Raw genomic sequence first — 23,286 nt, 5'->3', positions numbered from 1 at the left:
GGGGAGGGTCCCCGGGCCGACCGGCCCGGGGCCCGTCCGTCGGTGACTGCCCGACCCATCAAGCGGGCGTGGCCGGACGGGCGGGTCAGACCCCGCTGCGGGCCGCACGGCGCAGGTCGTCGGCGACCAGGGCGTACAGCGCCAGCGCGCCGGCGAGCACCCCGGTCACCGCGATCACGAACCCACGCTCGGCGCCGGCCGGAGCCGAGGCCACACCGACCACCAGTGCCGCGAGGGCGGCCAGCGCCATCAGCAGCCGAGCCCTGCCCTCCAGGCGCAGGGCCCGTCGGTGGGTCGGGGCGGCAGCCGTGCCGGCGCGACCTGACCGCCGGGCCGCGAGCATGGTCGTCAGCACGCCGAGCACACCGGCCGTACCGACGATCGTCCAGGACAGCGCGAACCCGCGCGCCTCCTGGTGGTCAGGGGCCGTGCGGCAGCGGCTGGGCCAGGGCCCGCAGATCGGCGGGGAGCTGCGTCATCGCGTCCTCGAACTCCCGAAACCCGACCACCCGGTGCATGGTCTGCAACACCGCACGCACCCCGCGCTCCGCAACCGCCCGGTCCAGTCCCGAGCGGTCGGCCACCCGGCGCAGGAACTCGTCGTAGCCGAACACCTCGGGCGCCTCGGTGGCCTTGATCAGCAGCGGGCTCAGCTCGTCCGCCAGGTGCGGCGACAGTGCCGCCGCCTCGCCGCCGCTGATCCGCTCGGTGAGGGTCCGCAGGACGGCCTCGGTCAGCGGTCGCGCCTGCTCCGGGGGCACACCCGCGCGTGCGGCAACCTTGTCGACGAACGCCAGCTCGGCCATGTCCCCGCCCTTCCGTTCCGGAGACGCGTGGCTACCCGACCCGACCGGCGGCAAACCCGACCCCGGGCGGGTCGTAACGGCCGTGATCGACTCGACCTCCATGAGGTCGGGGCATCTCGCACCGGTGGACAGCCCGACTTCCAGGAACCCGAGTCGATCAAGCCGGCCGGACGGACGACGGGCCGGCGGGCGGGTCGCCCGCCGGCCCGTCTGCACTCAGCCGCCGGTGACGGTGACCGTGTCGACGTCGAAGAGGGAGCCGGAGCCGCCGGTGAAGACCAGGCACAGCGGCCCGGTGCCGGTCCCGGTGAGCGTGGTGCTCACCGTCTGGAAGGTCTCCCAGCCGCCGGTGTTCGGTACGGCCACCGAGCCGAGCAGCGGCCCGGTCGACGACCCGGACCGGATCTGGATCGTGCCCCCGGCGCCGGCCGAGGAGATCCGGGCGGAGAAGCCGGTCCGGCCGACGGTGCTCACCTGCGCGTAGCCGACCCAGTCACCATTGTTGATGTAGCCGAGGGTCCGGCCACCGCTGGCCGGGGCGTGGTTGGCGATCTGCACGCCGGCGGAGGAGCTGTAGGACTCCCCCTCCACGGTGACCGCAGCGGCGTTCAGCTCCTTGATGCGAACGTTACGGAACGAGACGTCGTCGCCGGTGCCGTGGTTCTGCAGCCCGATGTAGCCCTGCTGCAGGCTGCGGGTGGGGTCGGTGTTGGTGAAGTCGTTGATCTTCACGCCGTTGAGGTACACCTGCACCCGCTCCCCCTGCACCAGCAGCTCGTAGGTGTTCCAGCCGCCCGGCGGGTTGAGCGCCGCGTCCCGGGCGGCGACGTCCGGGGCCTTCACCGCGTAGACCGCGCCGGTGGTCCGGTCCGCGGCGTCGGTGGCGTCGAGCTGGATCTCGTACCCACCGCTGGTGCCCGACGCCGGTGTCGCGGTGCTGTCGTACCCGATCATCACGCCGGAGTTGTCGTCCCCGGCGAGCCGCCAGTCCAGCTTGAGGGAGTACGACCGGAACTGCCGGGCCGAGTACCAGTACGTGCCCAGGCCTCCGGAGGAGCTGAGGGTGGCGTCGGCGTTGGTGAAGCTGCCCGGGCCGGCCTGCGTCCAGCCGGTGGTGGAGCCGTTGTAGAGGCTGGTGTACCCGGTCTCCGGTCGGCAGTCGGCTCTGGCCCAGCCAGCCGCGTACCGGATGCCGCCGAGCAGGTGCGCCCGGAACGCCGCCTCGGCGTACGAGGCCTGGGTGTGCCCGAGCCCGGTGTAGAACGCCCGGCCCGCGGACTGCGGGTGACACCAGGCGATCGGGTGGTCGCCCATGCTGCCGCCGAAGTAGCTCGACTCGTCGAGTCGGGCCAGCACCCGCACCGCGGAGCGCGGGTTGGTGCGGTAGTTGTACCACTCGTCGGTGCGGGTCCAGCTCTGCGGCAGGTGGGCGCTGGCCGCGTGGGCGCGGTCCTCGACCCGGACGGTGGCCTGTTGGATCGCCGGGTGGGAGGCGAACCAGGCGCCGACCAACTGCCCGTACCAGGGCCAGTTGTACTCGGTGTCGGCGGCGGAATGCACGCCGACGTACCCGCCGCCGCCGTTGACGTACGACTCGAAGGCGCTCTGCTGGGTGGCGTCGAGGACGTCGCCGGTGGTGTTGAGGAAGACCACCGCCTTGAACCGGGCGAGATTGGTGGCGGTGAACGCGGTGGCGTCCTCGGTCGCGGTGACGGTGAAGTTGTTCGCCGCGCCGAGGTCACGCACGGTCTGGATGCCGACCGCGATGGCGTCGTGCCGGAAGCCGGCGGTCTTGGAGAAGACGAGCACCTGGTAGGCCGGGTCGGCCGCGGCGGCCGGTGGCGCCGGGGCGAGGCCGGCGAGCAGGAGCGCGGCGGCCGCGGCGGCGGCCAGCCGGCGGGGACTGAACAGGGTCATGGCTACTCCCCCTACGACAGTGTGAACGAGTCGACGTCGAACAGGTAGCCGGTGCCGGAGCCGGTGTAGACCAGGAACAGCGAGCCGGAGCCGGTGGCGGTGAGCGTGGTGGAGACGGTCTGGAAGGTGTCCCAGCCGCCGGTGACCGGCACGGTGACCGAGCCGAGCAGGGTGCCGGTGGCCGAGCCGGCGCGCACCTGGATGACGCCGCCCGCCCCGGCCGAGGAGATCCGGGCGGTGAAGCGGGTCTTTCCGGCGGTGGCGACCGGGGCGTACCCGGTCCAGTCGCCGTTGTTGACGAATCCGACGGTCCGGCCGCCGTTGGCGCTGGGATGGGTGGCCACCTGCACGCCGGACTGCGAGCTGTACGACTCCGCCTCGATCGCCCCGGTGATGAAGGTGAACGCGTCGAGGTCGAAGAGGTTGCCGCTGCCGCCGGTGAAGACCAGGTAGAGCGGGCCCGAGCCGGCGGGCGCCGGGGTCAGGGCGGTGCTCACCGCGGTGAAGGTCTCCCAGCTTCCGGTGACCGGCACGGTGACGGAGCCGAGCAGGGTGCCGGTGGACGAGCCGGAGCGCACCTGGATGGTGCCGCCGGCGCCCGCCGAGGAGACGCGTGCGGTGAACGCGGTGGCGTTGCTGAGCCGGTACGGCTGGAACGAGATCCAGTCGCCGTTGTTGACGTACCCGACCGTCTTGCCGCCCTCGGCGTTGACGTGGTCGGCGAGTTGGATGCCGACCTGGCCGAAGTGGTGCTCGGCCTGGCGGTGCCGGGGTTGCAGCACCGCGCGGGTGTGGGTGGTGAGCCCGCCGTTGTCGGTGTACTCGGCGTCGAAGACGCCGTAGAGGTTGGCCGAGGCGTCGTGCTCGCCGTCGACCGGGATGGTGATCGAGCCCGAGCAGCCGGTCTTCGAGGTGATGGCGTGGTCGTGGCTGTCGTGGCCGATCAGGTAGGTGACGGTCACCCGGGCACAGTCCACGGTGCCGTCCTCGGCGTCGGTCGCGGTGACCGAGAAGGGCACGGTGTCACCGAAGGAGAAGAGCTGGCCGGGGGCGGGGCCGTTGAGGGTGACCACCGGGGCGGTGTTGCCGACGGTGATCGGGACGCTGGCGGTGGCGGTGAGCCCGCCCGGGTCGGTGACGGTCAGCGTCGCGGTGTACTGCCCGTTGGTGGTGTAGGTGTGCGACGGGTTGGCGGCGGTGGAGGTGCCGCCGTCGCCGAAGGCCCAGCGGTAGGTGAGCGTCCCGCCCTCCGGGTCGGAGCTGCCGGCCGAGGAGAAGGCGACGGTCAGCGGGGCGGCGCCCGAGGTCCGGTCCGCCGCCGCCTTGGCGACGGGCGCCTTCGGGCCGGGCTTGTACTCGATGCGGTAGAGCGCCACGTTGGTCGACGAGGTGCCGTAGTCGAGGACGTTGAGCGCGCCGTCCGGGCCGAAGGCCATGTCCATCACCTGGGTGCCCTGCCAGGGGAAGGCGGCGATGGAGCCGGGCGAGCCGTCGGCGTTGACGTCGATCGCCTTGATCCACTTGCGACCGTACTCGCCGGCGAAGAAGTGGCCGTTGAGGTCGGCCGGGAACTTCACCGTCGACGTGGACGCCGCGTCGTAGCGGTAGACCGGGCCGCCCATCGGCGACTCCGAGCCGCTGCCGAACTCCGGCGGGGAGCCGGCGCTGCCGCCGTACCGGATCCAGGACGCCTTGGCCGCGGGCAGCGTGCCCAGACCGGTGTTGCGGAAGGAGTTGTTGGTCGGCCCGCCCGCGCAGTTGTACTTCGCCCCGCCGGTGTTGGTGGCGAAGTCCCACTCGTGGTACGTCTCCTCCGGGGTGTTCGTGCCGGTGCAGTACGGCCAGCCGTAGTTGCCCGGCCCGGGGATCCGGTCGAACTCCACCTGACCGGCCGGGCCGCGGCCGGTGACCGCGCCGCCGTCCGGGCCGTAGTCGCCCAGGTAGACCACGCCGGTGGCCTTGTCGACGCTCATCCGGAACGGGTTGCGAAAGCCCATCGCGTAGATCTCCGGACGGGTCTTCGCGGTGCCCACCGGGAAGAGGTTGCCCGACGGAATCGAGTACGAGCCATCCGCGTTCACCTTGATCCGCAGCAGCTTGCCGCGCAGGTCGTTGGTGTTGGCCGAGCTGCGCTGCGCGTCGAACTGCGGGTTGCGGTCGGCACGCTCGTCGATCGGCGCGGAGCCGGCGGACTCGAACGGGTTGGTGTCGTCGCCGGTAGTGAGGTAGAGGTTTCCCGCCGCGTCGAAGTCGATGTCACCGCCGACGTGGCAGCACTGCCCCCGGTCGGAGCCGACCCTGAGCACCACCTTCTCGGAGGCGAGGTCCAGCGCGCCGGCGGTGGTGAGTACGAAGCGGGACAGCCACAGCTCCCCCTTCCAGGCGGCGAAGTCGGCGGCGGTGCCGGTCTTCGGTGCGTCACCGGCCGGGGTGCTCAGCTTGGGCGAGTAGTAGAGGTAGACGAAGCGGTTGGTGGCGAAGTTCGGGTCCACCGCGACGCCCTGCAGTCCCTCCTCGTCGTGGGTGTAGACGGTCAGCTTGCCGGCCACGCTGGTGTTGCCCGCGGCGTCGGTGAGCCGGAGCGTGCCGTCGCGGGCGGTGTGCAGCACCGAGCGGTTGGGCAGGACGGCCAGCGACATCGCCTGGCCGAGTTCGGCCGAGCCGATCGCGAGGGTCACCTGCTGGTAGTCGGCGGGGTTGATGGTGGTGTGGGCGGTGGCGGGGGTGGTGGCGCCGGTGACGGCGACCACGCTGCCGGTGACGCTGAGCAGAGCGGCTGCGCACAGCCGCCCCCAGCGCCTCCGTCGGGACGGGGACATGGGCGTCTTTCCTCTCCTGAGCCGGGGGTCAGCCAGGCAGAGCGCGCGCCGCCGCGCTGGATGCCGGTGGTGCGGTCGGGCCGGCGGACGCCGAAGATCGCCGGCGGGGGTGGACGGTGGCCTATCCGGTGCGGGCCGGTGGGACGCGGGGGGCGTCCACCGGTGGGGTGCCCACGGTGGTCGGGTCGGCGAGGACCCGGTCGACGACCACGCCGGCCGCGCCTCGCGCGGCGGCGGTGAAGCCAAGGTTCGAGGCGACGAAGCGGCAGCGCGCGGCGGGGCCGGCCACCGCGAGGCGGTCCAGCTCGGCCTGGGCGGCGGGCAGCAGTCGGTCCGCGAGGATGGCGAAGTAGCCGCCGAGCACGATCACCCGGGGGTTGACCAGGTTGACCAGGATCGCCCCGCCGAGACCGAGCCAGCGCCCGACCTCGGCGACGGCCGCGAGGGCGGCCGGATCACCGGCGGCCAGTCGGCGGTCGATCTCGCGAGCCCGCTGGTCCGGGTCGCGGACCTGCCCGCCCGGTGGGCCGGTCGGGCTGGCCAGCCGGAGCAGCTCGGCCAGGCCGACCTTCGTCTCCCAGCAGCCGGTACGCCCGCAGCCGCAGCGCCGTCCGGCCGGGTCCACCGGCAGGTGTCCCACCTCGCCGGAGTAGCCGTCCGCGCCCCGCAGCAGCCGGCCACCGACGATCAGCCCGCCGCCGACGCCGACCTCGCCGGTCAGGTAGACCAAGTCGGCGGTGCCGGCCACGACGCCGTAGGTGTACTCGGCCAGCGCGGCGAGGTTGGCGTCGTTGTCGACCCGTACCGGGATGCGTGCCGGCAGGGCGGCGGCCAGGCGCTCGGCCAGCGGCAGGTCACGCCAGCCCAGGTTGGGCGCGAGCAGGACGGTGCCGCGCTCGACGTCGATGAGGCCGGGTACCGCGACGGTGACACCCGCGGCCGGCGCCCCGGCCCGAGCGAGGTCGGCCAGCGCGCGGCGGACCGCCTCGGCCAGCCGGGCCACCGCCCTCTCCGGCCCGGCGCCGGCGGCGTCGATCGGGATCCGCCGCTGGATCAACGGGCGGTTGGCCAGGTCGGTCCCGTGTACGCCGAGGTAGTCGACGTTGATTTCCACACCGAGCGCGCCCACGGTGGCGCCGTCGAGGGTGAGCACCCGGCCGGGACGCCCGGCGGTCCCGGAGTGCTCCAGGCCGGCCTCGCGGACCAGCCGGCGGGCGAGCAGTTCGTCGACGAGGCTGGAGACGGTGGCCTTGTGCAGCCCCGTCTCGGCGGCGATGGTGGCGCGCGAGCGGGGGCCGTGTTCGCGCAGGTGGCCGATGACGCGCGACAGGTTGGCCCGGCGCAGGGAGAGCTGATCGGTGGGCGCGGCACTTTCCGGCGTGACGGTGGAGTGCGGCCGACCGGGCATGGCGCCCCCTGTTTCGTCTGGTGGCCCGACTAATACATCACGCCGAGGCATCGATGGCAATAGTTCTCTCGGTTGGTCCGCGCGGTCACCGGGTCGTCTCGTACGGTGAGGTCGGACGGGAATTCGGCGGCTGCCCGAGGGTGGCCCGCGCCGCAGGAGGAACAGATGGCGGTCGAGGTCGAGGTGCCCCCGGTGATCGACCGGTACTTCCGGGCCGTCAACGACAACGACCTCGACGCCTTCGTCGCCTGCTTCGCAGAGAACGCGAGCGTGGCCGACGAGGAGCGGCTGTACGAGGGACGGGCTCCGATCCGCTCCTGGCGGGAGCGCACCATGGCGGCCTACGCCTACACCGCCGAGCCGGTGCGGGTCACGCCGCAGGCCGGCGACTCGTACCAGGTCGTCGCCCGGGTGTCGGGCAGCTTCCCCGGCAGCCCGGTCGAGCTGCGGTACCGCTTCACCCTGCGCGACGACCTGATCGGCGCCCTGGACATCCGCCCCTGACGAGCCCTCGCGATCCGGCTGCCACACCGGCGTACCCTGACCGGCTGGAACGCGACGGAACGGATCCCCGGGGGGTGGACATGGGCGAGCAGGCGGCGCTGGGTGGCGTGCTGCGGGGTTCCCACCACGCCCGACCGGAGGACCTGCCCCTGCTGGCCCGCCGGATGGCCCGCGACCTGGGAGCCTCCGACATGGTCCTCTACCTGGTCGACCACCAGCAGCGTGAACTGCTGCCCATGCTCGCGGCCGACTCGCCGCCGCGCGCCACGACGGCCATCGACGGCACCGTCGCCGGTCGCGCCTTCAGCCTGATGCGCCCCGTCCAACCGGTTGCGGACGGTGCCGGCTCGCTGTGGCTGCCGCTGCTCGACGGCATGGAGCGGATGGGCGTCGCCGAGGTGATCGGCGGACCGGTGCCCGAGCACCGGGTGGCCGAGTTCGAGGCCGCGGCGGCGCTGTTCGCCGAGCTGATCGTCACCCGGGGGCACTACAGCGACTCCATCGAGCGGGTGCGGCGCCGGGCGCCGATGCGGCTGGCTGCCGAGATGCTCCGGGCCACGCTGCCGCCGCTGACCTTCTCCACCGGCGACATGATGATCAGCGGAATCCTGGAGCCCTGCTACGACGTCGGCGGGGACGCCTTCGACTACGCGGTGAACGGCGACATCGCCCACCTCGCGCTCTTCGACGCCGTCGGACACGGATCGCAGGGCGGCCTGCGGGCGGTGATCCTGGCCAGTCTCGCGCTGGCCGCGTACCGCAACGCCCGCCGGGCCGGCTCCGACCTCATCGACACCTACCACCACATCGACGCCGCCGTCCGGGAGCACGACAAGCGGGGCCTGATCACCGGCATGCTTGCCGAGCTGGACCAGCGCACCGGCCGGCTGCGCGTGATCTCCGCCGGCCATCCCAGCGGCCTGGTACTGCGCCGCGGCCGGGTCGCCACCGTGCTGCCGACCCCCACCGCCCTCCCGGTGACCCTGGGCGACCAGCGGCCGCCCATGGTGATCGAGGAGGCCCTCGAGCCCGGCGACCACCTGCTCTTCTACACCGACGGCATCACCGAGGCCCGCTCGGTCGAGGGCGAGCCGTTCGGGGTGGACCGGCTGGTCGACTTCGCCATCCGCGCCCTCGCCGACGACCTGCCGCTGCCGGAGACCGCCCGGCGGCTGGTGCACGCGATCCTGGCCTACCAGGACGACCGGCTCCAGGACGACGCGACCGTGCTGATGGTCCGGTGGCTGCGTCCCTCCGGCGCCGCCGGCTCCTGAACCCCGCCGGCCGGAACCACCCTCGGCGGCATGGCACCTCTCGCCCCTCCGGACCCGCTCGGTGGTCGCATGACCCCCACCACTATTGTTGACCGCTCGTTACAGATATGGCTAGTGTCAGCACCATGGCACGCACCCGGGAATTCGACACCGACGAGGTGGTCGCCGCGGCGATGGAGACCTTCCGCCGCACCGGCTACGAGGGCACCTCGATCGGCGACCTGGTCGCGGCGACCGGGCTGGGCCGCGGCTCCATCTACGCGGCGTTCGGCAGCAAGGAGGGCCTCTACCTGGCCGCGGTGGATCTCTACCGCCAGCGGTACGCGACACCGCTGATCGACCTGCTGCGGGCCGGCAGTCCGGCCCGGGAGGTGATCCGCGAGGTCTTCGTGGGGCTGGTCGACGAGATCGTCCGGGACGGCCGTCGACAGGCCTGCCTGATCGCTGCCGCGGCGATGGAGCGGGCACACCAGGACGACCGCGTGGCACAGCGGCTGCGTGCCACCACTGGGTCGCTGGAGCTGGCACTCTTCGACCTGATCGCCGAGGCGCAGCTACGCGGCCAGATCCCGGCGGACCGCAGCCCGAACGACCTGGCCGGGTTCCTGGTGATGAGCCTGCAGGGCATCCGGGTGATGGGTGCCATCAATCCCGACCGGGATGCGCTGCTGCGCTCGGTCGGCGTCGTACTGAGCTGCCTGGGCTGACCCGACCGGCGACCGGTCGGGCTCCTGCACGGGCGAATTCTGTAACGTTCATTCAAATAACGGAGGAACAACCATGGCTCCCATCGGAGTCGGCGTCATTGGAGGCGGCACCACGGGCTGGGCCTCGCTGTCCCACATCCCCGCCCTCACCGCGCTACCGGAGTACGAGCTGCGGGCGGTCAGCACCTCGCGCCGGGCCAGCGCGGACGCCGCGGCGGCCCAGTACGGCGTACGGGCGTACGACAACCACCACGACCTCATCGCCGACCCCGGCGTCGAACTGGTCGTCGTGTCGGTGAAGGTCGGCGAGCACCTCCGACTGGTCACCGACGCCCTCGGCTCAGGCAAGTCGGTCTACAGCGAGTGGCCGCTGGGCAACGGCCTGGCCGAGGCCGAACAGCTCGCCGCCCAGGCCGCCCGGAGCGGGGCACGCACGGTGGTGGGGCTGCAGGGGCGGTACGCCCCCGAGCTGCGCCTCGCCGCCGACCTGATCCGCGACGGCTACCTGGGCCGGGTGCTCGGCACCACGCTGGTCGGCTCGGGCATGGTGTGGGGCCCCGAGGTGCCCACCCACAGCCAGGCCTACTGGTACGACCGGACCATGGGCGCCAGCCCGTTGACCTCCGCCCTCATGCACGCCCTCGACGCACTGCACCACCTGCTCGGCGAGCCCGCCACCGTCGCGTCCAACCTGGTGGTGGGGCGGACCGAAGCCCGGATCGCCGAGGACGGCAGCACCGTCCCGATCACCGTCGCCGACCAGGTCTCCGTCATCGGCACGCTCACCGACGGCGCCGCCACCTCGATCTTCTACCGGGGCGGGACCTCGCGCGGCGACAACTTCCGGTGGGAGATCAACGGCACCGACGGCGACCTGGTGCTGACCGCCGACTGGGGCAACATGCAGGTCGCCGACCTGACCCTGCTCGGCGGGCGGGGCACGGACCGCACCGTCGCGCCGATCACCGTGCCGGCGTCGTACCGCGACGACCTGCCCGCCGAGCTGGTCGTGCCCACCGCCCGCAACGTCGCCCGGCTGTACCGACACCTCGCCCGTGACCTGGCGACGGACACGCGGACCGTGCCGGACTTCGGTCACGCCCTGGCCCGGCACCGCCTGGTCGCCGCGATCGAGGCGGCTTCGGCGACCGGCACCGTAGAGACCATCCGCTGAACCACCGGGGTGCCGGCGATCCCTCGCCGGCACCCCACCGAGCAACTGGAGCAGACATGCGAGCAGTGGCCCTGCGCCGCTTCGGCGACCCCGACGTGTTGGAGGTGGTCGAGCTGCCCGCCCCGCACGCCGGGCCGGGCGAGGTCCGGGTGCGCGTGCACGCCGCCACGGTGAACCCGGTGGACATCCTGATCCGTACCGGCCGCTCGGCGGTCCGGCTGCGCCCGGGTGAACCGCTCATTCCCGGCCTGGACATCGCCGGCGTGGTGGACGAGATCGGCGCTGGCACGGTCACCGACCTGGCGATCGGCTACCGGGTGATGGCGATGGTCAACCCCACCCGACCGGCCGGCGGCGGCTACGCCGAGCTGGTCGTGCTCGCGGCCGACCAGGTCACGGCGGCACCGGCCGGGGCCAGCCATGCCGAGGCGGCGACGCTGCCGATGAACGGCCTCACCGCCATGCACGCCCTCGACCAACTGGCCGTGCCGGCCGGCGGCACCATCGCCGTCACCGGCGCCGCGGGCGCGGTCGGCGGGTACGCCGTCCAGCTCGCCCGGGCCGCTGGCCTGCGGGTGCTGGCCGACGCCGCACCCCGGGACGAGGCGCTCGTCGCCGCGCTCGGCGCCGACGCGGTGGTCGCCCGCGGCGAGGGCCTCGCCGCCCGGCTCCGGCATCTGGCACCCGGGGGCGTCGACGGGATCGTCGACGCGGCGTCGGTCGGCGCGCCGCTGCTGCCCGCGATCCGGGCCGCCGGCCGGCTGGCCACCGTCCGGGAGCCGGCGCCCGGGCTCGCCGAGCTGGCCGCCGGCCGCGACGTCACGCTGGTCCCGGTCTTCGTGCACGTCTACGACGGGCGGCCGGACAAGCTGGACCGGCTGCGCCGGCTGGCCGAGCGGCGGGAGCTGACGCTGCGGGTGGCGACGGAGGTCCCGCCCGAGCAGGCGGGCCACGCCCACCGCACCCTGGCGGAGGGTGGCACCCGAGGCCGGATCGTCATCGCGTTCTGACGCCGACGGCGTCCCGGCGGCCCGCAAGTCCGCCCGCGACAGCCGGGACGGACACTGGGCGAACGGCGGACGGCTGGATAGGCGTGGGAGGTCGGGACGGCGCGCCCACCCATCGCCTCCGAACGGACGACACGGCGGCCCGGCACACGGGTGACATGATGTGCCGGCAACATCTCTCGCTACCAGGAAGGGTGCTGCTGCCCGATGGCGCACTTCGAGGCCACCACGTCCGCGGCACCCGACCGCACGACGGTGGCGTTGCGCGGCGAGTGCGACCTGGCCGCCCGGGACGAGCTGACCGACGTGCTGACGGCCGCCGTGCGGAGCGCGCAGGTGGTGGTGGTCGACGTGGGCGGGCTGACCTTCCTCGACTCCACCGGCCTGCACAGCCTGGTGACCGCACACCACGCGGCCCGCGCCGAGGGCGGCCGGCTGTACGTCGTCAACGCTGTTGGGGCGGTCGCCACCGTCCTGGACATCACCGGCGTCGGCAACCTGCTGCACCCGCCGGCCGACGACCCGCGGGCGCCGCGCTGATGGGCATCCGACCGGCGGGAGGCCCGAATGCCTGAGCAGTCCGTGTCAACCGTGACCGCGGACGGCATGGCGTACCACGTGCCGGACGACCTGCGGGAGGTCCGCGCGTTCGTCTGCGCCCGCGCCCTGGCTCTGGGCCTGCCACCGCAGCGGGTGGAGCTGCTGGCGCTGGCGGTCAGCGAGCTGGCCACCAACACGTTGCAGCACACCACCGGAGGTGGCCGGGTCCGACTCCGGGCCGAGGCGGCTCAGCTGCTCTGCGACGTGGTCGACCAGGGACCATCCCGGTCGTTCGGCCGGGCCATGCCGGCGGCCGACGCCGTGCGCGGTCGGGGGCTCGCCATCGTCGAGCAGATCTGTGACGAGGTGGCCGTGCTCAACCAGCCGGGCGAGACGGTGGTACGGATCCGGCTGGCACTGTGACCCGGTTCAGGGCAGTACCCGCACGGCCAGTGTGCACGTGTCGTCGTCCGGGCTGGGGTGGTTGAGCAGGTCCCGCAACCGGGTCAGGGTCTCCTCCCCCGGCCCGGCGGTGAGCGTCGAGAGCGTCTGCCGCACCCTGTCCAGCAGGTCGGCTGCGGGCGCACGGCGTTCGACCAGCCCGTCGGTGTAGAAGAGCACCAGGTCGTCCGGTCGCAGCCGGGGCGTGAGCACCGGGTACACCGAGTCCACGTCGGCGCCCAGCAGCAACCCCGGCGGCCGGTCGAACGGGGCGGTCGCCCCGGCCCGCGACAGCAGCGGCGCCATGTGCCCGGCCCGTCCCCAGCAGAGCGCCCGGTTCGACGGGTCGTACAGGGCCACCACCGCCGTCGCGGTGATGCCGAGCTGGGCGCAGAGCCGGTTGAGATGCCCGAGCAGCGTCGCGGGATCCCGGATGCCGATGGACAGCCAGGCGACCAGCGCGAAGCGCAGGTGGGCCATCCCGCTCGCCGCTTCCAACCCGTGCCCGGCGACGTCGCCGACCGCGAGGACCACCTGCCCGTCGGGCAGGGTCTGCGCGTGGTACCAGTCGCCGCCGACGCGCACCGCGCTCTCCGCGGGCAGGTAGTTGACGATCGCCTCCAGACCGGCCAGCGGAAACGGCTCGCGGGGCACCGGCTGGATCAGGTTCTGCAACTGCCCGGCCAGGCGGTGCTCGGCCAGCGCCGTCATCTCCCGGGTCCGTAGCTGGTCGCTGAGCTGCTCGATGGCCGTACGCGTGTCCACCCGCGCGGTCACGTCCTGCACCACGGCGTAGATCTTCAGCGGCGCACCGTCGGCGTCCCGGGCCACGTCGGACAGGATCCGCAGGTACTTCACCGACTCACCGGCCTGGAACCGGACCGTCACGTCCGAGGCGGCACCGCTGTCCAGCGTCTGCCAGGCCGCCTCGCGCAGCCCGTAGTCGGCGGGCAGGACGGCCGCCGACTGCTCCGCCCGCGACATCGGACCCAGCGCCGGATCCCGCTCGAAGATCCGGTACATCCCGGGTGACCACTGACTGATTCCACTGACCATGTCGTACTCGGCCCAGCCGAGGCTGCCCAGCAGCTCCGTACGCTCGAGCCGACGGCGGTCCTCGTCCAGCCGCTGCCACCACACCAGCAGGCCACCGAGTACGCGGTGCACGTGCACGTCGAAGAGCGAGTCGGCGACGATCCCGGCCCGCTTCTCCTCGTACCGGAAGTCGGCCAGCCGATCGGGCTCCCCGGTGGTGAGCACCCGCTCGTACAGCCGCCAGAGTGGACCGCCGACCATGCTCGGATACAGCTCGGTGAGCCGCGCGCCGACCCGTCCCACGCCACGGGCGTAGATGTCATCTCCCTGGCCGCTGGTCGCGCCGATGCGGAAGTCCACCACCCGCGTGCCGTCGTCCGGCAGCGGCAGCAGCCACGAGCAGCCGGCCGGGATCCCGGAGAGGATCTCCTGCACGACGTGCTCGACCGGGACGCCGGGCGGCCGTACGGTCGCGCCGGGCACGCCCTCGTCTGCCATGCCAGCAGCCTAGCCACCGGTCGGGCGCCCTCCCAGACACGATGCCCACACGGGACACGCACGACCCGCCGCCCGCGGACCACTCCCGCCGGGCCGGCCCCGGCTGCCACAATGCGGAGGGCCCCGGTGGGCGCGACGGGCGGGCATCGACCCGACCCTGCCACGGCACGATCAGGAGGCGGCAGCATGCCGGACAGCGAACGTGAGGCGGAACTGTTCGAGGCCGAGCGCAGCCTCCAGACGGCCCAGCGGGCCGGCGACGTGGCCGCCCTCGACCAGCTCATGATCGACCATTTGATCGCCATCGGTCCGGACGGGCGCAAGCACACCAAGCAGGCGGACCTCGCCGCGCACCGCGACCGGACCTCGGTCGTCGAGGAACTGGTCGAGGAGGAACTGGACCTGATCGTCGACGGGACCACCGGGGTGACCTTCTTCCTCGGCCGGGTGACCGGGCGGTTCGGCGGCGAGCCGTACGCGGCCCGGCTGCGGTACACCCGGACGTGGATCCGCGACGACGAACACGGCTGGCGGGTCCTCGCCGCGCACATCAGCCCGGTCTGACCCGCCGCAGCGAGCGGTGACCCATCCGCGCCGGTGGCGGCGTTCCTACTCGATGGTCACCTGGACCGGGCCGACGCGCAGGATGCCGTCGTTGAGCGGCGTGCAGCGCACCCCACCCTTGCCGCGCAACGCCTTCCACGCCCCCGGACCGATGGTCACGTCCATCCAGGCGCACGGGCGGGCCGGGCGGTTGACCCGCAGGCTGACCGGGCCTTGGCCGGAGTCGAGCACCAGCACCGAGCCGATCAGTTCGTCCACGGCGATGCCGCTGGTCAGCACGTTGCGCCGGACCTCGACCAGATCGGTTCCCGGTGGCAGCGACTCCCGGGCGATCACGGTCACGCTCGCGTCGCGGTGCGCCGGCTTGCCGAAGTACCGGTCCCCGACGATGCCGAGGCCCGCCCGGATCTGGACCACCTCCACCAACTCGCCGGGTGCGGCCGGCGTCGGACCGTCGGCGGGCCGGCCCAGGTAGCGGTGCACGGGCGAGGCCAGCAACTGGACGATCTCCGGCATGGCAGCGAGTCTACGAAGCCCGCCGTTTTCCCGAGCCAACTCCGGTACACCGCCGGCGCCAGTCGGGTCAGGGCCGACCGCCCGGCTCTTCGCCGCCGGCCCCCGGCTGCTCCGGGGTGGCGGTGCGGGCCGGTGGGCCGGCCACTCCCAGGTGCAGGTGATGACGCAGGTTCCGCATCCGGTAGCGACCTTCGCGGCCTCGACCGGTGCCCTGCCCGACCTGGGCGAGGACGTCGGAGCGGATCGTGGTGACGGCGATGAGCGCGCCGAGGACGCCGAGCGCCGCGGTGAGCAGCATCGCCCGGTGGAAGGCGTCTGTCAGCGCGTCGGGCTGGGTGTACTGACTGCCGGTCAGGCCGACCGCCAGCGGCAGCACGGCGATGGCGGTGAGCTGCGCGGTACGGGCCACGGCGTTGTTCACGCCGGAGGCGCTGCCGGAGTGCCGGTCACTCGCGGCGGCGAGCACGGTGGAGGTCACCGGGGCGACCACGCCGGCCAGACCCAGCCCGAACACCACCACCGCGGGCAGCACGTCGGGCAGATAGTGGCTGCCCGGGCCGATGCGCAGCATCAACAGCATTCCCGCCGCGAGCAGCAGCGGGCCGACGGTGAGCGGGATCCGCGGCCCGATCCGCTGGGCCAGCGCGCCGGAGGCCGAGGAGAGCGCCAGCATGAGCACGGTGATCGGCAGGGACGCCGCACCGGCCTGCAACGGCGTGTAGCCCAGCGCCCCCTGGAGGAACACCACGAACAGGAAGAACACCCCGCCCAGGGCCGCGTACACCACGAAGGTCACCGCGTTGGCGGCGGTGAACTGCCGGTCGGCGAAGATGTCCGGCGGCAGCATCGGGTTGTCGATGCGCCGTTCCCGCAGCACGAACGCCGCCCCGGCGGCCAGCCCGACAAGTGCGGCGAGGACGACCGGCAGGCCGAACCCGCCGGACGCCTGCACCAGGGCGAAGGTGAGCCCGGCCAGCGCGAGCGTGGCCAGGGCCGCGCCGGTGATGTCGATCCGGCCGTGGGCACCAGGGTCGCGGGACTCGGGGACCCGGGCCAGGCTGATCAGCACGACCAGCACGCCGAGCGGGATCGGCAGCACGAACACCCACCGCCAGGACGACTCCACCAGCCAGCCGCTGATCAGCGGACCGGCCGCCGCGGCCACGCCGCCCAGGGCGGACCAGGCGCCGATCGCCTTCGCCCGGTCCTCGCGCCGCAGCAGCGCCTCCAGCATGGCCAGGCTGCCCGGCGTGAGCAGCGCCCCGCCGATGCCCTGCACCACCCGTGCGGCGACCAGCACCGGCAGCGTGGGCGCGATGGCGCAGGCCCCGGACGCGATGGTGAACACCACGGCACCGAGGACGAAGATGCGGCGGCGACCCAGCCGGTCGCCGAGGGACCCGCCGAGCAGGATCAGCGCCGCGAGCGTGAGCAGATAGCCGTTGAGCACCCACTGGAGCCCCGACACGTCGGCGTCCAACTCCCGTCCGATCACCGGCAGCGCCACGTTGACGACGGTGGCCTCCAGCTGCGCCAGCGCCGAGCCGAGCACCGTGGCGGTCAGCAGCCAGCGACCCCGCCCGCTGCCCAACCGCAGCGCCGGACCGTCCTCGGTCGGCCGGTCGGTGTCCATGTCCCGAACCTACCGACAGCGGGCCCTTCTCCGGGACGGGACGGAAGCGAACGCCGGTCAGCCCACTCCGGGCCGGGACCAGCGCTGGTTGGCCGCGCCGTGGCAGGTCCACAGGACGACCCGGCTGGTGTTGCCGGTCGCGGCGCCGGAGACGTCGAGGCAGAGGCCGGACTGCTCCCCCACGACCGTGCCGTCCCCGCGCCACGTCCAGCGCTGGTTGCGCTGCCCGTTGCACGGCCAGATGATCACCTTCGTGCCGGGTGCGGTGCCCTGGTCGTACGCGTCGAGGCAGCGGTCACCGTAGATGCGCAGCTCACCGGCGGGAGTGCTGGTCCAGAGCTGGTTGGCTGCCCGTTGGCAGTCGTAGATGATCAGGTCGGTGCCGTTGGCCCGCGCGCCACCGTTGACGTCGAGGCACCGGCCCGAGGCGGCGCCGACCACGGTCGAGGTGGTGAGGGTGGCCGGGGTGCCGCCGCGAACCCGGAGGGCGGCGACGCCGTGCGCCGGGACGTCGGCGGCGAGGGTGCCGGTGCTCGACAACTCGGTGCCCGTCCAGAGGTCCCGCACGGTGAACGGGCCGGCGCCGAGCAGTCCGACCTCGGCGGTCGTGGTGGCGATCCGGGTGGTGGCGCCAGCGCGGTTGAACAGGGCCACCGCGACCGAGCCGTCGGCGAGCGGCTTGGCGACGACCTCGGTCGCCCCGTCGTCGCGGACCCGCCGCCCGCCGTACCCGGCCGGGTCCTGGTTGACGGCGAGCAGGTCGGCGTTGCGCAGCACCGCGCTGACGTCGGCCGACATCGAGCGGATGTCGTTGCCGGCGATGAGCGGCGCGGCCATCAGCGCCCAGAGCGCGAAGTGCGCCCGGTACTCGGTCGCGGTCAGGCCGGGGACGCCGACCTCCAGCATGTCCGGGTCGTTCCAGTGGCCCGGGCCGGCCTGGCTGGCCAGCGGCAGGTTCTCGTCGACGATGTTGACGATCCCCATCGGGTACGAGTTGACGTTGCCGGTGTCCCAGACCGGCTTGATGTCCTCGGTGGTGCGCCACAGGTCGGCGATCTCGCCCCAGTTGTAGGTGGCGCCGGTCGGCGCGTGGTAGCTGTTCGGGTTGATGCTGTAGACGATGTCGCGGCCGGTGCCCCGCAGCGCGTCGCGCATCCGGGTGAACGCGGCCACCTGCTCGTCCCGGCTGCCCTCGGGTGAGCACCAGTCGTACTTGAGGTAGTCGACCCCCCACGCGGCGAAGGTGGCGGCGTCCTGCTGCTCGTGGCCCTGGCTGCCGGTGGAGCCCGGGTAGGCGCCGCCGCGCTGGGCGCAGGTACGCGCGGTGGGCACCTGGTAGATGCCGAACTTCAGGCCCTTGCCGTGCAGGTAGTCGCCGAGCGCCTTCATCCCGCTCGGGAAGCGGTCCGGGTTGCCGCGCAGGTTGCCCTGTCCGTCGCGCTGTGGGTCGAACCAGCAGTCGTCGATGACCACGTACCGGTAGCCGGCGGCGCGCATGCCGGAGGAGACGATGGCGTCGGCCATGCCGCGGATCAGGCCCTCGTCGATGGCGCAGCCGAAGGTGTTCCAGGAGTTCCAGCCCAGCGGGGGCGTGGGTGCGGGACTGTTTGGTGCCGCGGCGGCCGGCGCCGCCGGCAGGCCGACGGTCAGTGCGGCGGTGGTCAGCAGCGTCAGTGCCGACGCGAACGCGCGTCGGACTCGGGATCGGAGCATGCGCCGTCTCCTCGACAGGCAGCACCTCGGACGCCGAAACCGGGAGCTGGCAACAGATGGGTGAGCCCGTTCTACCAGCCCGGTACATCGACGGTCAACCATATCGGTAGCGGCGGTGGCACGGCGATCCCCCGCAGCGGGCCGGCGCCTTCTAGGCTTCGCGCATGGCGACGTACTACGACGTGCACCCCGACAACCCGCAGCCCCGGGCGATCGGCCAGGTGGCCGAGCTGATCCGCGGGGGTGGCCTGGTCGCCTACCCGACGGACTCGTGCTTCGCGCTCGGCTGCCAGCTCGGCAACAAGGACGGCCTGGACCGGATCCGGGAGATCCGGGCGTTGGACAGCGGGCACCACTTCACGCTGGTCTGCCGGGACTTCGCGCAGCTCGGGCAGTTCGTGCAGATCAACAACGCGCTGTTCCGTTCGATCAAGGCGGCCACCCCGGGCAGCTACACCTTCATCCTGCCGGCGACGAAGGAGGTGCCCCGGCGGCTGCTGCACCCGCGCAAGAAGACGGTGGGGGTCCGCATCCCCCGGCACACCGTGGCGCAGGCCCTGCTCGCCGAGCTGGGCGAGCCGCTGCTGTCGAGCACCCTGCTGCTGCCCGGCGACGAGGAGCCGCTGACCCAGGGCTGGGAGATCAAGGAGCGGCTCGACCACGCGATCGACGCGGTGATCGACTCCGGCGAATGCGGCACCGTACCGACCACCGTGGTGGACTTCTCCTCCGGTGAGGCCGAGATCGTCCGGCTCGGCGCCGGCGATCCCTCCCGCTTCGCCTAGGCCCCGTCCCGCCGAGCATGGAAGCCGGGGGGAGCCGCGTCGCCCATCTCGCTGCGCCCGGTGGGCAACTCGCCTATCGTCGAGTTGTTCGCGTTTTCGTCCTATTCGCCGGAAAGGTGTTGCGATGGGTGTGCGCACCTGGATCGAGGGCTGGCCGGTCTACCGGCAGCTCACCGGCACCGATCCGCTCGGCCGGGGTGCCGCGGCGCAGTCGGCCCGGTCGGCGGAGTTGACCGCCCGCACCGAGACGGCCGACAGCATGGCTCGGTCGGTCTGCCCCTACTGCGCCGTTGGCTGCGGGCAGCGGGTGTACGTGCAGGACGGGCAGATCACCCAGATCGAGGGCGACCCGGACAGCCCGATCTCCCGCGGTCGGCTCTGCCCCAAGGGCGCGGCCAGCAAGAACTACGTGACCAGTGAGCTGCGCCAGCAGAAGGTGCGCTACCGCCGCCCGTACGGCACCGAGTGGGAGGATCTGGACCTCGACACGGCGGTCGACATGATCGCCGACCGGGTGCTCGCGGCGCGTGAGCAGACCTGGGAGGACGTCGACGAGCAGGGCCGGCCGCTGAACCGCACGCTGGGTATCTCCAGCCTGGGTGGGGCGACGCTGGACAACGAGGAGAACTACCTCATCAAGAAGCTGTTCACGGCGGTGGGGGCGCTCCAGATCGAGAACCAGGCCCGTATTTGACATTCCGCCACCGTCCCCGGTCTGGGGACCAGCTTCGGTCGCGGTGGTGCGACGGTCTTCCAGCAGGACCTGATGAACGCGGACTGCATCGTCATCCAGGGCTCCAACATGGCCGAGGCCCATCCGGTCGGGTTCCAGTGGGTGATGGAGGCCAAGGCGCGTGGCGCGAAGGTCTTCCACGTCGATCCGCGGTTCACGCGGACCAGTGCGCTGGCTGACACGTACCTGCCGATCCGGGCGGGCACCGACATCGCCATGCTCGGCGGGGTGGTGCGGTACATCCTGGACAACGAGCTGGACTTCCGCGAGTACGTCGTCGCGTACACCAACGCGGCGACCATCATCTCCGACGAGTTCAGCGACACCGAGGACCTCGACGGCGTCTTCTCCGGTTTCAACCTGGACAACGCCAGCTATGACCAGCGGAGTTGGCAGTACCACGGGCAGGAGAGCCACGGCGCCGCCCAGGACGCGGAGACGCAGCGCGAGACCGCCGCCGGCCTGGAGCGCGAGTCGCACGGGCCGCCGATCGGCCGCGAGACCCAGCGGGACGAGACGTTGCAGCATCCGCGCTGCGTCTATCAGATCCTCAAGCGGCACTTCGCTCGCTACACGCCGGAGATGGTGGAGCGGGTCTGCGGCATCCCGCAGGAGAAGTTCCTCGAACTTGCTCGCGCCTGGACGGAGAACTCGGGCCGGGAGCGGACCAGCATGCTCGTCTACTCCGTGGGTTGGACCCAGCACACCGTCGGTGTGCAGTACATCCGCACCGGGGCGATCATCCAACTGCTGCTGGGCAACATGGGCCGCCCGGGCGGCGGGGTGCTGGCGCTGCGCGGACACGCCAGCATCCAGGGTTCGACGGACATCCCGACGTTGTTCAACCTGCTGCCCGGCTACCTGCCGATGCCGCACCACGCCGACCACCCGACGTTCGACGAGTGGGTGGAGAGCATCCGGCACCCCGGGCAGAAGGGCTTCTGGGGCAACGCGAAGTCGTACGGGGTCAACCTGCTCAAGGCGTACTGGGGCGACGCGGCCACCGCCGAGAACGACTACTGCTACGGCTACATGCCGCGGATGACGGGCGATCACGGCACGTATCAGCAGGTGCTGAACATGATCGACGGCAAGATCAAGGGCTACTTTCTGCTCGGGCAGAACCCGGCCGTCGGTTCCGCGCACGGGCGGGCCCAGCGGCTCGGCATGGCGAACCTGGACTGGCTGGTCGTCCGGGACCTGTTCATGATCGAGAGCGCGACGTTCTGGAAGAACGCGCCCGAGGTCGAGTCCGGCGAGATCGTGACCGAGCAGTGCCGTACCGAGGTGTTCTTCCTGCCCGCCGCCTCGCACGTGGAAAAGGAGGGGACCTTCACCCAGACCCAGCGGCTCCTGCAGTGGCGCGAGAAGGCCCTGGACCCGCCGGCCGACTGCCGCTCCGAGCTGTGGTTCTTCTACCACCTGGGCCGCAAGCTGCGCGAGAAGCTGGCCGCCTCGACGCTGCCGCGCGACCGCGCGCTGCTCGACCTGGCCTGGGACTACCCCACGCACGGCCCGCACGCCGAGCCGAGCGCCGAGGACGTGCTGCGCGAGATCAACGGCTACGAGGTGGCCACCGGTCGGCCGCTGTCGTCGTTCACCGAGATGAAGGACGACGGCTCCACGGCAGGCGGGTGCTGGATCTACACCGGGGTGTACGCCGACGGGGTGAACCAGGCGGCGCGGCGCAAGTCCCGCCACGAGCAGGACTGGGTGGCCGCAGAGTGGGGCTGGGCGTGGCCGGCGAACCGGCGGATCCTCTACAACCGCGCCTCCGCCGACCCGGACGGTCGGCCGTGGAGCGAGCGGAAGAAGTACGTGTGGTGGGACCCGGACAAGGGCGAGTGGACCGGCTACGACGTGCCCGACTTCGAGAAAACCAAGGCTCCGTCCCACCGGCCACCCGCCGGCGCTACCGGTGTGGCGGCGCTCGCCGGCGACGACCCGTTCATCCTGCAGGGCGACGGCAAGGGCTGGCTGTACGCGCCGACCGGAGCTCTCGACGGGCCCCTGCCCACCCATTACGAGCCGGCCGAGTCGCCGGTGCGTAACCCGCTCTACGGCCAGCAGGGGAACCCGACCCGCAAGGTCTACACGCATCCGATCAACACGCTCAACCCGAGCCCGCCGGAGCCGCACAGCGACGTCTTCCCGTACGTGTTCACCGTCAGCCGACTCACCGAGCACCACACGGCCGGCGGGATGAGCCGGACCGTGGAGCACCTCGCCGAGCTTCAGCCGGAGATGTTCGTCGAGGTGTCGCCGGAGTTGGCGGTCGAACGGGGGCTGACCCACCTGGGGTGGGCCCACCTGGTCAGCACCCGCGCCGCCATCGAGGCGAAGGTCCTGGTCACCGACCGGCTCACCCCGCTGTGGATCGACGACCGGATCATCCACCAGATCTGGCTGCCGTACCACTTCGGCTACGAGGGCCTCGTCACCGGTGACTCGGCCAACGACCTCTTCGGCATCACCCTCGACCCCAATGTCCTGATCCAGGAGAGCAAGGTCGGCACCTGCGACATCCGGCCCGGTCGGCGGCCGAGGGGCCGGGACCTGCTGGACCTGGTCGCCAACTACCGGCGGCGGTCGGGCGAGCTCAGCCCGCACTACCCACCGGTCCTCACCAACCGCGCCGTGGGCAGCGGCCACGACCGGGAGGCCTGACCGATGGCCAATGCCAACAGCCTGTACGGCCCGATCGACCCGGCGCCGGACGCCGGCTACCAGGACCCGCCACCCCGGATGGGGTTCTTCACCGACACCAGCATCTGCATCGGCTGCAAGGCGTGCGAGGTGGCCTGCAAGGAGTGGAACGGGGTGCCGAGTTCCGGCCTCGACCTGCTCGGCATGTCGTACGACAACACCGGCGCGCTCACCGCGAACTCGTGGCGGCACGTCGCCTTCGTCGAGCAGCCGCGCCCGGTGGGCTGGGCGACCCCGGCCTTCGAGGACACCCCGGCCGGGCCGCCGGTCAGCCCGCTCACGGCGGCGGTCGCCGCGGGCACCGGCAACCCGACCGGCACCGACCCGGGGGTGCCGCCGGGATCGCCGTCGGCCGCCGCCCGAATGGCCGGTGGCCCGGAGCTCCTGGGAATGCCGGGCTCGCGGCCACCGGGGCGGACCGGCAGCGTGGAGGGGCGCACGGATTTCCGCTGGCTGATGATGTCCGACGTGTGCAAGCACTGCACCCACGCCGCCTGCCTGGACGT

General features: G+C 72.5%; 19 protein-coding genes and 1 pseudogene. 11 read left to right on the top strand and 9 right to left on the bottom strand.

Annotated elements, in window-relative coordinates; all coding sequences use genetic code 11:
• Positions 1-85 precede the first annotated feature (85 nt).
• The 5 genes from ACFOW4_RS07285 to ACFOW4_RS07265 all read right to left on the bottom strand — a co-directional run bounded on the left by ACFOW4_RS07285 (position 86) and on the right by ACFOW4_RS07265 (position 6,950).
• On the bottom strand, positions 86-355 hold the full coding sequence (locus ACFOW4_RS07285) for a hypothetical protein (RefSeq protein WP_377525654.1): 270 nt from the start codon (positions 353-355) through the stop codon (positions 86-88).
• Positions 356-419: 64 nt separating this feature from the next.
• Positions 420-806, bottom strand: coding sequence for a DUF2267 domain-containing protein (locus tag ACFOW4_RS07280; protein WP_377525651.1), 387 nt, complete (start codon positions 804-806; stop codon positions 420-422).
• 216 nt (positions 807-1,022) lie between these two features.
• A complete protein-coding gene (locus tag ACFOW4_RS07275; RefSeq protein ID WP_377525650.1) occupies positions 1,023-2,723 on the bottom strand; it encodes a ThuA domain-containing protein in 1,701 nt (566 codons plus the stop codon).
• An 11-nt stretch (positions 2,724-2,734) separates the two neighbouring features.
• Positions 2,735-5,542 (bottom strand): carbohydrate-binding protein, encoded by a 2,808-nt coding sequence (locus ACFOW4_RS07270; RefSeq protein WP_377525648.1) that lies wholly within the window; start codon positions 5,540-5,542, stop codon positions 2,735-2,737.
• A 121-nt stretch (positions 5,543-5,663) separates the two neighbouring features.
• Positions 5,664-6,950 carry an ROK family protein gene (locus ACFOW4_RS07265; protein ID WP_377525647.1) on the bottom strand — a complete coding sequence of 429 codons (1,287 nt, stop codon included), beginning with the start codon at positions 6,948-6,950 and terminating at the stop codon, positions 5,664-5,666.
• A 165-nt stretch (positions 6,951-7,115) separates the two neighbouring features.
• Between ACFOW4_RS07265 and ACFOW4_RS07260 the strand changes: the two genes are divergently transcribed.
• The 7 genes from ACFOW4_RS07260 (at position 7,116) to ACFOW4_RS07230 (ending at position 12,579) form a co-directional block, all read left to right on the top strand.
• Complete coding sequence (locus ACFOW4_RS07260) at positions 7,116-7,454, top strand: nuclear transport factor 2 family protein (RefSeq protein WP_377525645.1); 339 nt, start codon at positions 7,116-7,118, stop codon at positions 7,452-7,454.
• A gap of 80 nt (positions 7,455-7,534) precedes the next feature.
• On the top strand, positions 7,535-8,728 hold the full coding sequence (locus tag ACFOW4_RS07255) for a PP2C family protein-serine/threonine phosphatase (RefSeq protein ID WP_377525644.1): 1,194 nt from the start codon (positions 7,535-7,537) through the stop codon (positions 8,726-8,728).
• A 125-nt stretch (positions 8,729-8,853) separates the two neighbouring features.
• Positions 8,854-9,435, top strand: a complete 582-nt coding sequence (locus ACFOW4_RS07250; RefSeq protein WP_377525642.1) for a TetR/AcrR family transcriptional regulator — start codon at positions 8,854-8,856, stop codon at positions 9,433-9,435.
• A 73-nt stretch (positions 9,436-9,508) separates the two neighbouring features.
• The gene (locus ACFOW4_RS07245; protein WP_377525641.1) at positions 9,509-10,609 is read left to right on the top strand and encodes a Gfo/Idh/MocA family protein; all 1,101 of its coding nucleotides are present in this window, start codon (positions 9,509-9,511) and stop codon (positions 10,607-10,609) included.
• Between the two features lie 56 nt (positions 10,610-10,665).
• Positions 10,666-11,619, top strand: coding sequence for an NADP-dependent oxidoreductase (locus ACFOW4_RS07240; RefSeq protein ID WP_377525639.1), 954 nt, complete (start codon positions 10,666-10,668; stop codon positions 11,617-11,619).
• A 204-nt stretch (positions 11,620-11,823) separates the two neighbouring features.
• Positions 11,824-12,156 (top strand): STAS domain-containing protein, encoded by a 333-nt coding sequence (locus ACFOW4_RS07235; protein ID WP_377525637.1) that lies wholly within the window; start codon positions 11,824-11,826, stop codon positions 12,154-12,156.
• A gap of 27 nt (positions 12,157-12,183) precedes the next feature.
• Complete coding sequence (locus ACFOW4_RS07230) at positions 12,184-12,579, top strand: ATP-binding protein (protein ID WP_377525635.1); 396 nt, start codon at positions 12,184-12,186, stop codon at positions 12,577-12,579.
• 6 nt (positions 12,580-12,585) lie between these two features.
• On the opposite strand, the gene ACFOW4_RS07225 is transcribed toward ACFOW4_RS07230, so the two are convergent.
• Positions 12,586-14,130 (bottom strand): PP2C family protein-serine/threonine phosphatase, encoded by a 1,545-nt coding sequence (locus ACFOW4_RS07225; RefSeq protein ID WP_377525634.1) that lies wholly within the window; start codon positions 14,128-14,130, stop codon positions 12,586-12,588.
• Between the two features lie 186 nt (positions 14,131-14,316).
• On the opposite strand from ACFOW4_RS07225, the gene ACFOW4_RS07220 reads away from it, so the two are divergent.
• Positions 14,317-14,694: a nuclear transport factor 2 family protein gene (locus tag ACFOW4_RS07220; RefSeq protein WP_377525632.1), complete on the top strand. Its 378-nt coding sequence runs from the start codon at positions 14,317-14,319 to the stop codon at positions 14,692-14,694.
• Positions 14,695-14,739: 45 nt separating this feature from the next.
• On the opposite strand, the gene ACFOW4_RS07215 is transcribed toward ACFOW4_RS07220, so the two are convergent.
• The 3 genes from ACFOW4_RS07215 to ACFOW4_RS07205 form a co-directional block, all read right to left on the bottom strand.
• Positions 14,740-15,210 (bottom strand): molybdenum cofactor biosysynthesis protein, encoded by a 471-nt coding sequence (locus ACFOW4_RS07215; protein ID WP_377525631.1) that lies wholly within the window; start codon positions 15,208-15,210, stop codon positions 14,740-14,742.
• A 67-nt stretch (positions 15,211-15,277) separates the two neighbouring features.
• Positions 15,278-16,843, bottom strand: coding sequence for an MFS transporter (locus tag ACFOW4_RS07210; protein WP_377525629.1), 1,566 nt, complete (start codon positions 16,841-16,843; stop codon positions 15,278-15,280).
• 57 nt (positions 16,844-16,900) lie between these two features.
• Positions 16,901-18,556 carry a glycoside hydrolase family 27 protein gene (locus ACFOW4_RS07205; RefSeq protein ID WP_377525628.1) on the bottom strand — a complete coding sequence of 552 codons (1,656 nt, stop codon included), beginning with the start codon at positions 18,554-18,556 and terminating at the stop codon, positions 16,901-16,903.
• A gap of 164 nt (positions 18,557-18,720) precedes the next feature.
• Between ACFOW4_RS07205 and ACFOW4_RS07200 the strand changes: the two genes are divergently transcribed.
• The 3 genes and pseudogenes from ACFOW4_RS07200 to ACFOW4_RS07190 form a co-directional block, all read left to right on the top strand.
• Positions 18,721-19,341: an L-threonylcarbamoyladenylate synthase gene (locus ACFOW4_RS07200; protein WP_377525626.1), complete on the top strand. Its 621-nt coding sequence runs from the start codon at positions 18,721-18,723 to the stop codon at positions 19,339-19,341.
• A gap of 124 nt (positions 19,342-19,465) precedes the next feature.
• The gene (gene fdh / locus ACFOW4_RS07195; protein ID WP_377525625.1) at positions 19,466-22,741 is read left to right on the top strand and encodes a formate dehydrogenase; all 3,276 of its coding nucleotides are present in this window, start codon (positions 19,466-19,468) and stop codon (positions 22,739-22,741) included.
• A gap of 3 nt (positions 22,742-22,744) precedes the next feature.
• Positions 22,745-23,286, top strand: a pseudogene (locus ACFOW4_RS07190) (4Fe-4S ferredoxin); the annotation flags it as partial.

This window comes from Micromonospora sp. GCM10011542 (assembly GCF_042650685.1).
Classification (GTDB): Bacteria; Actinomycetota; Actinomycetes; order Mycobacteriales; family Micromonosporaceae; genus Micromonospora.
The sequence above is the reverse complement of the archived record's forward strand: the minus strand, read 5'-3'. Positions and strand labels throughout refer to the sequence as shown.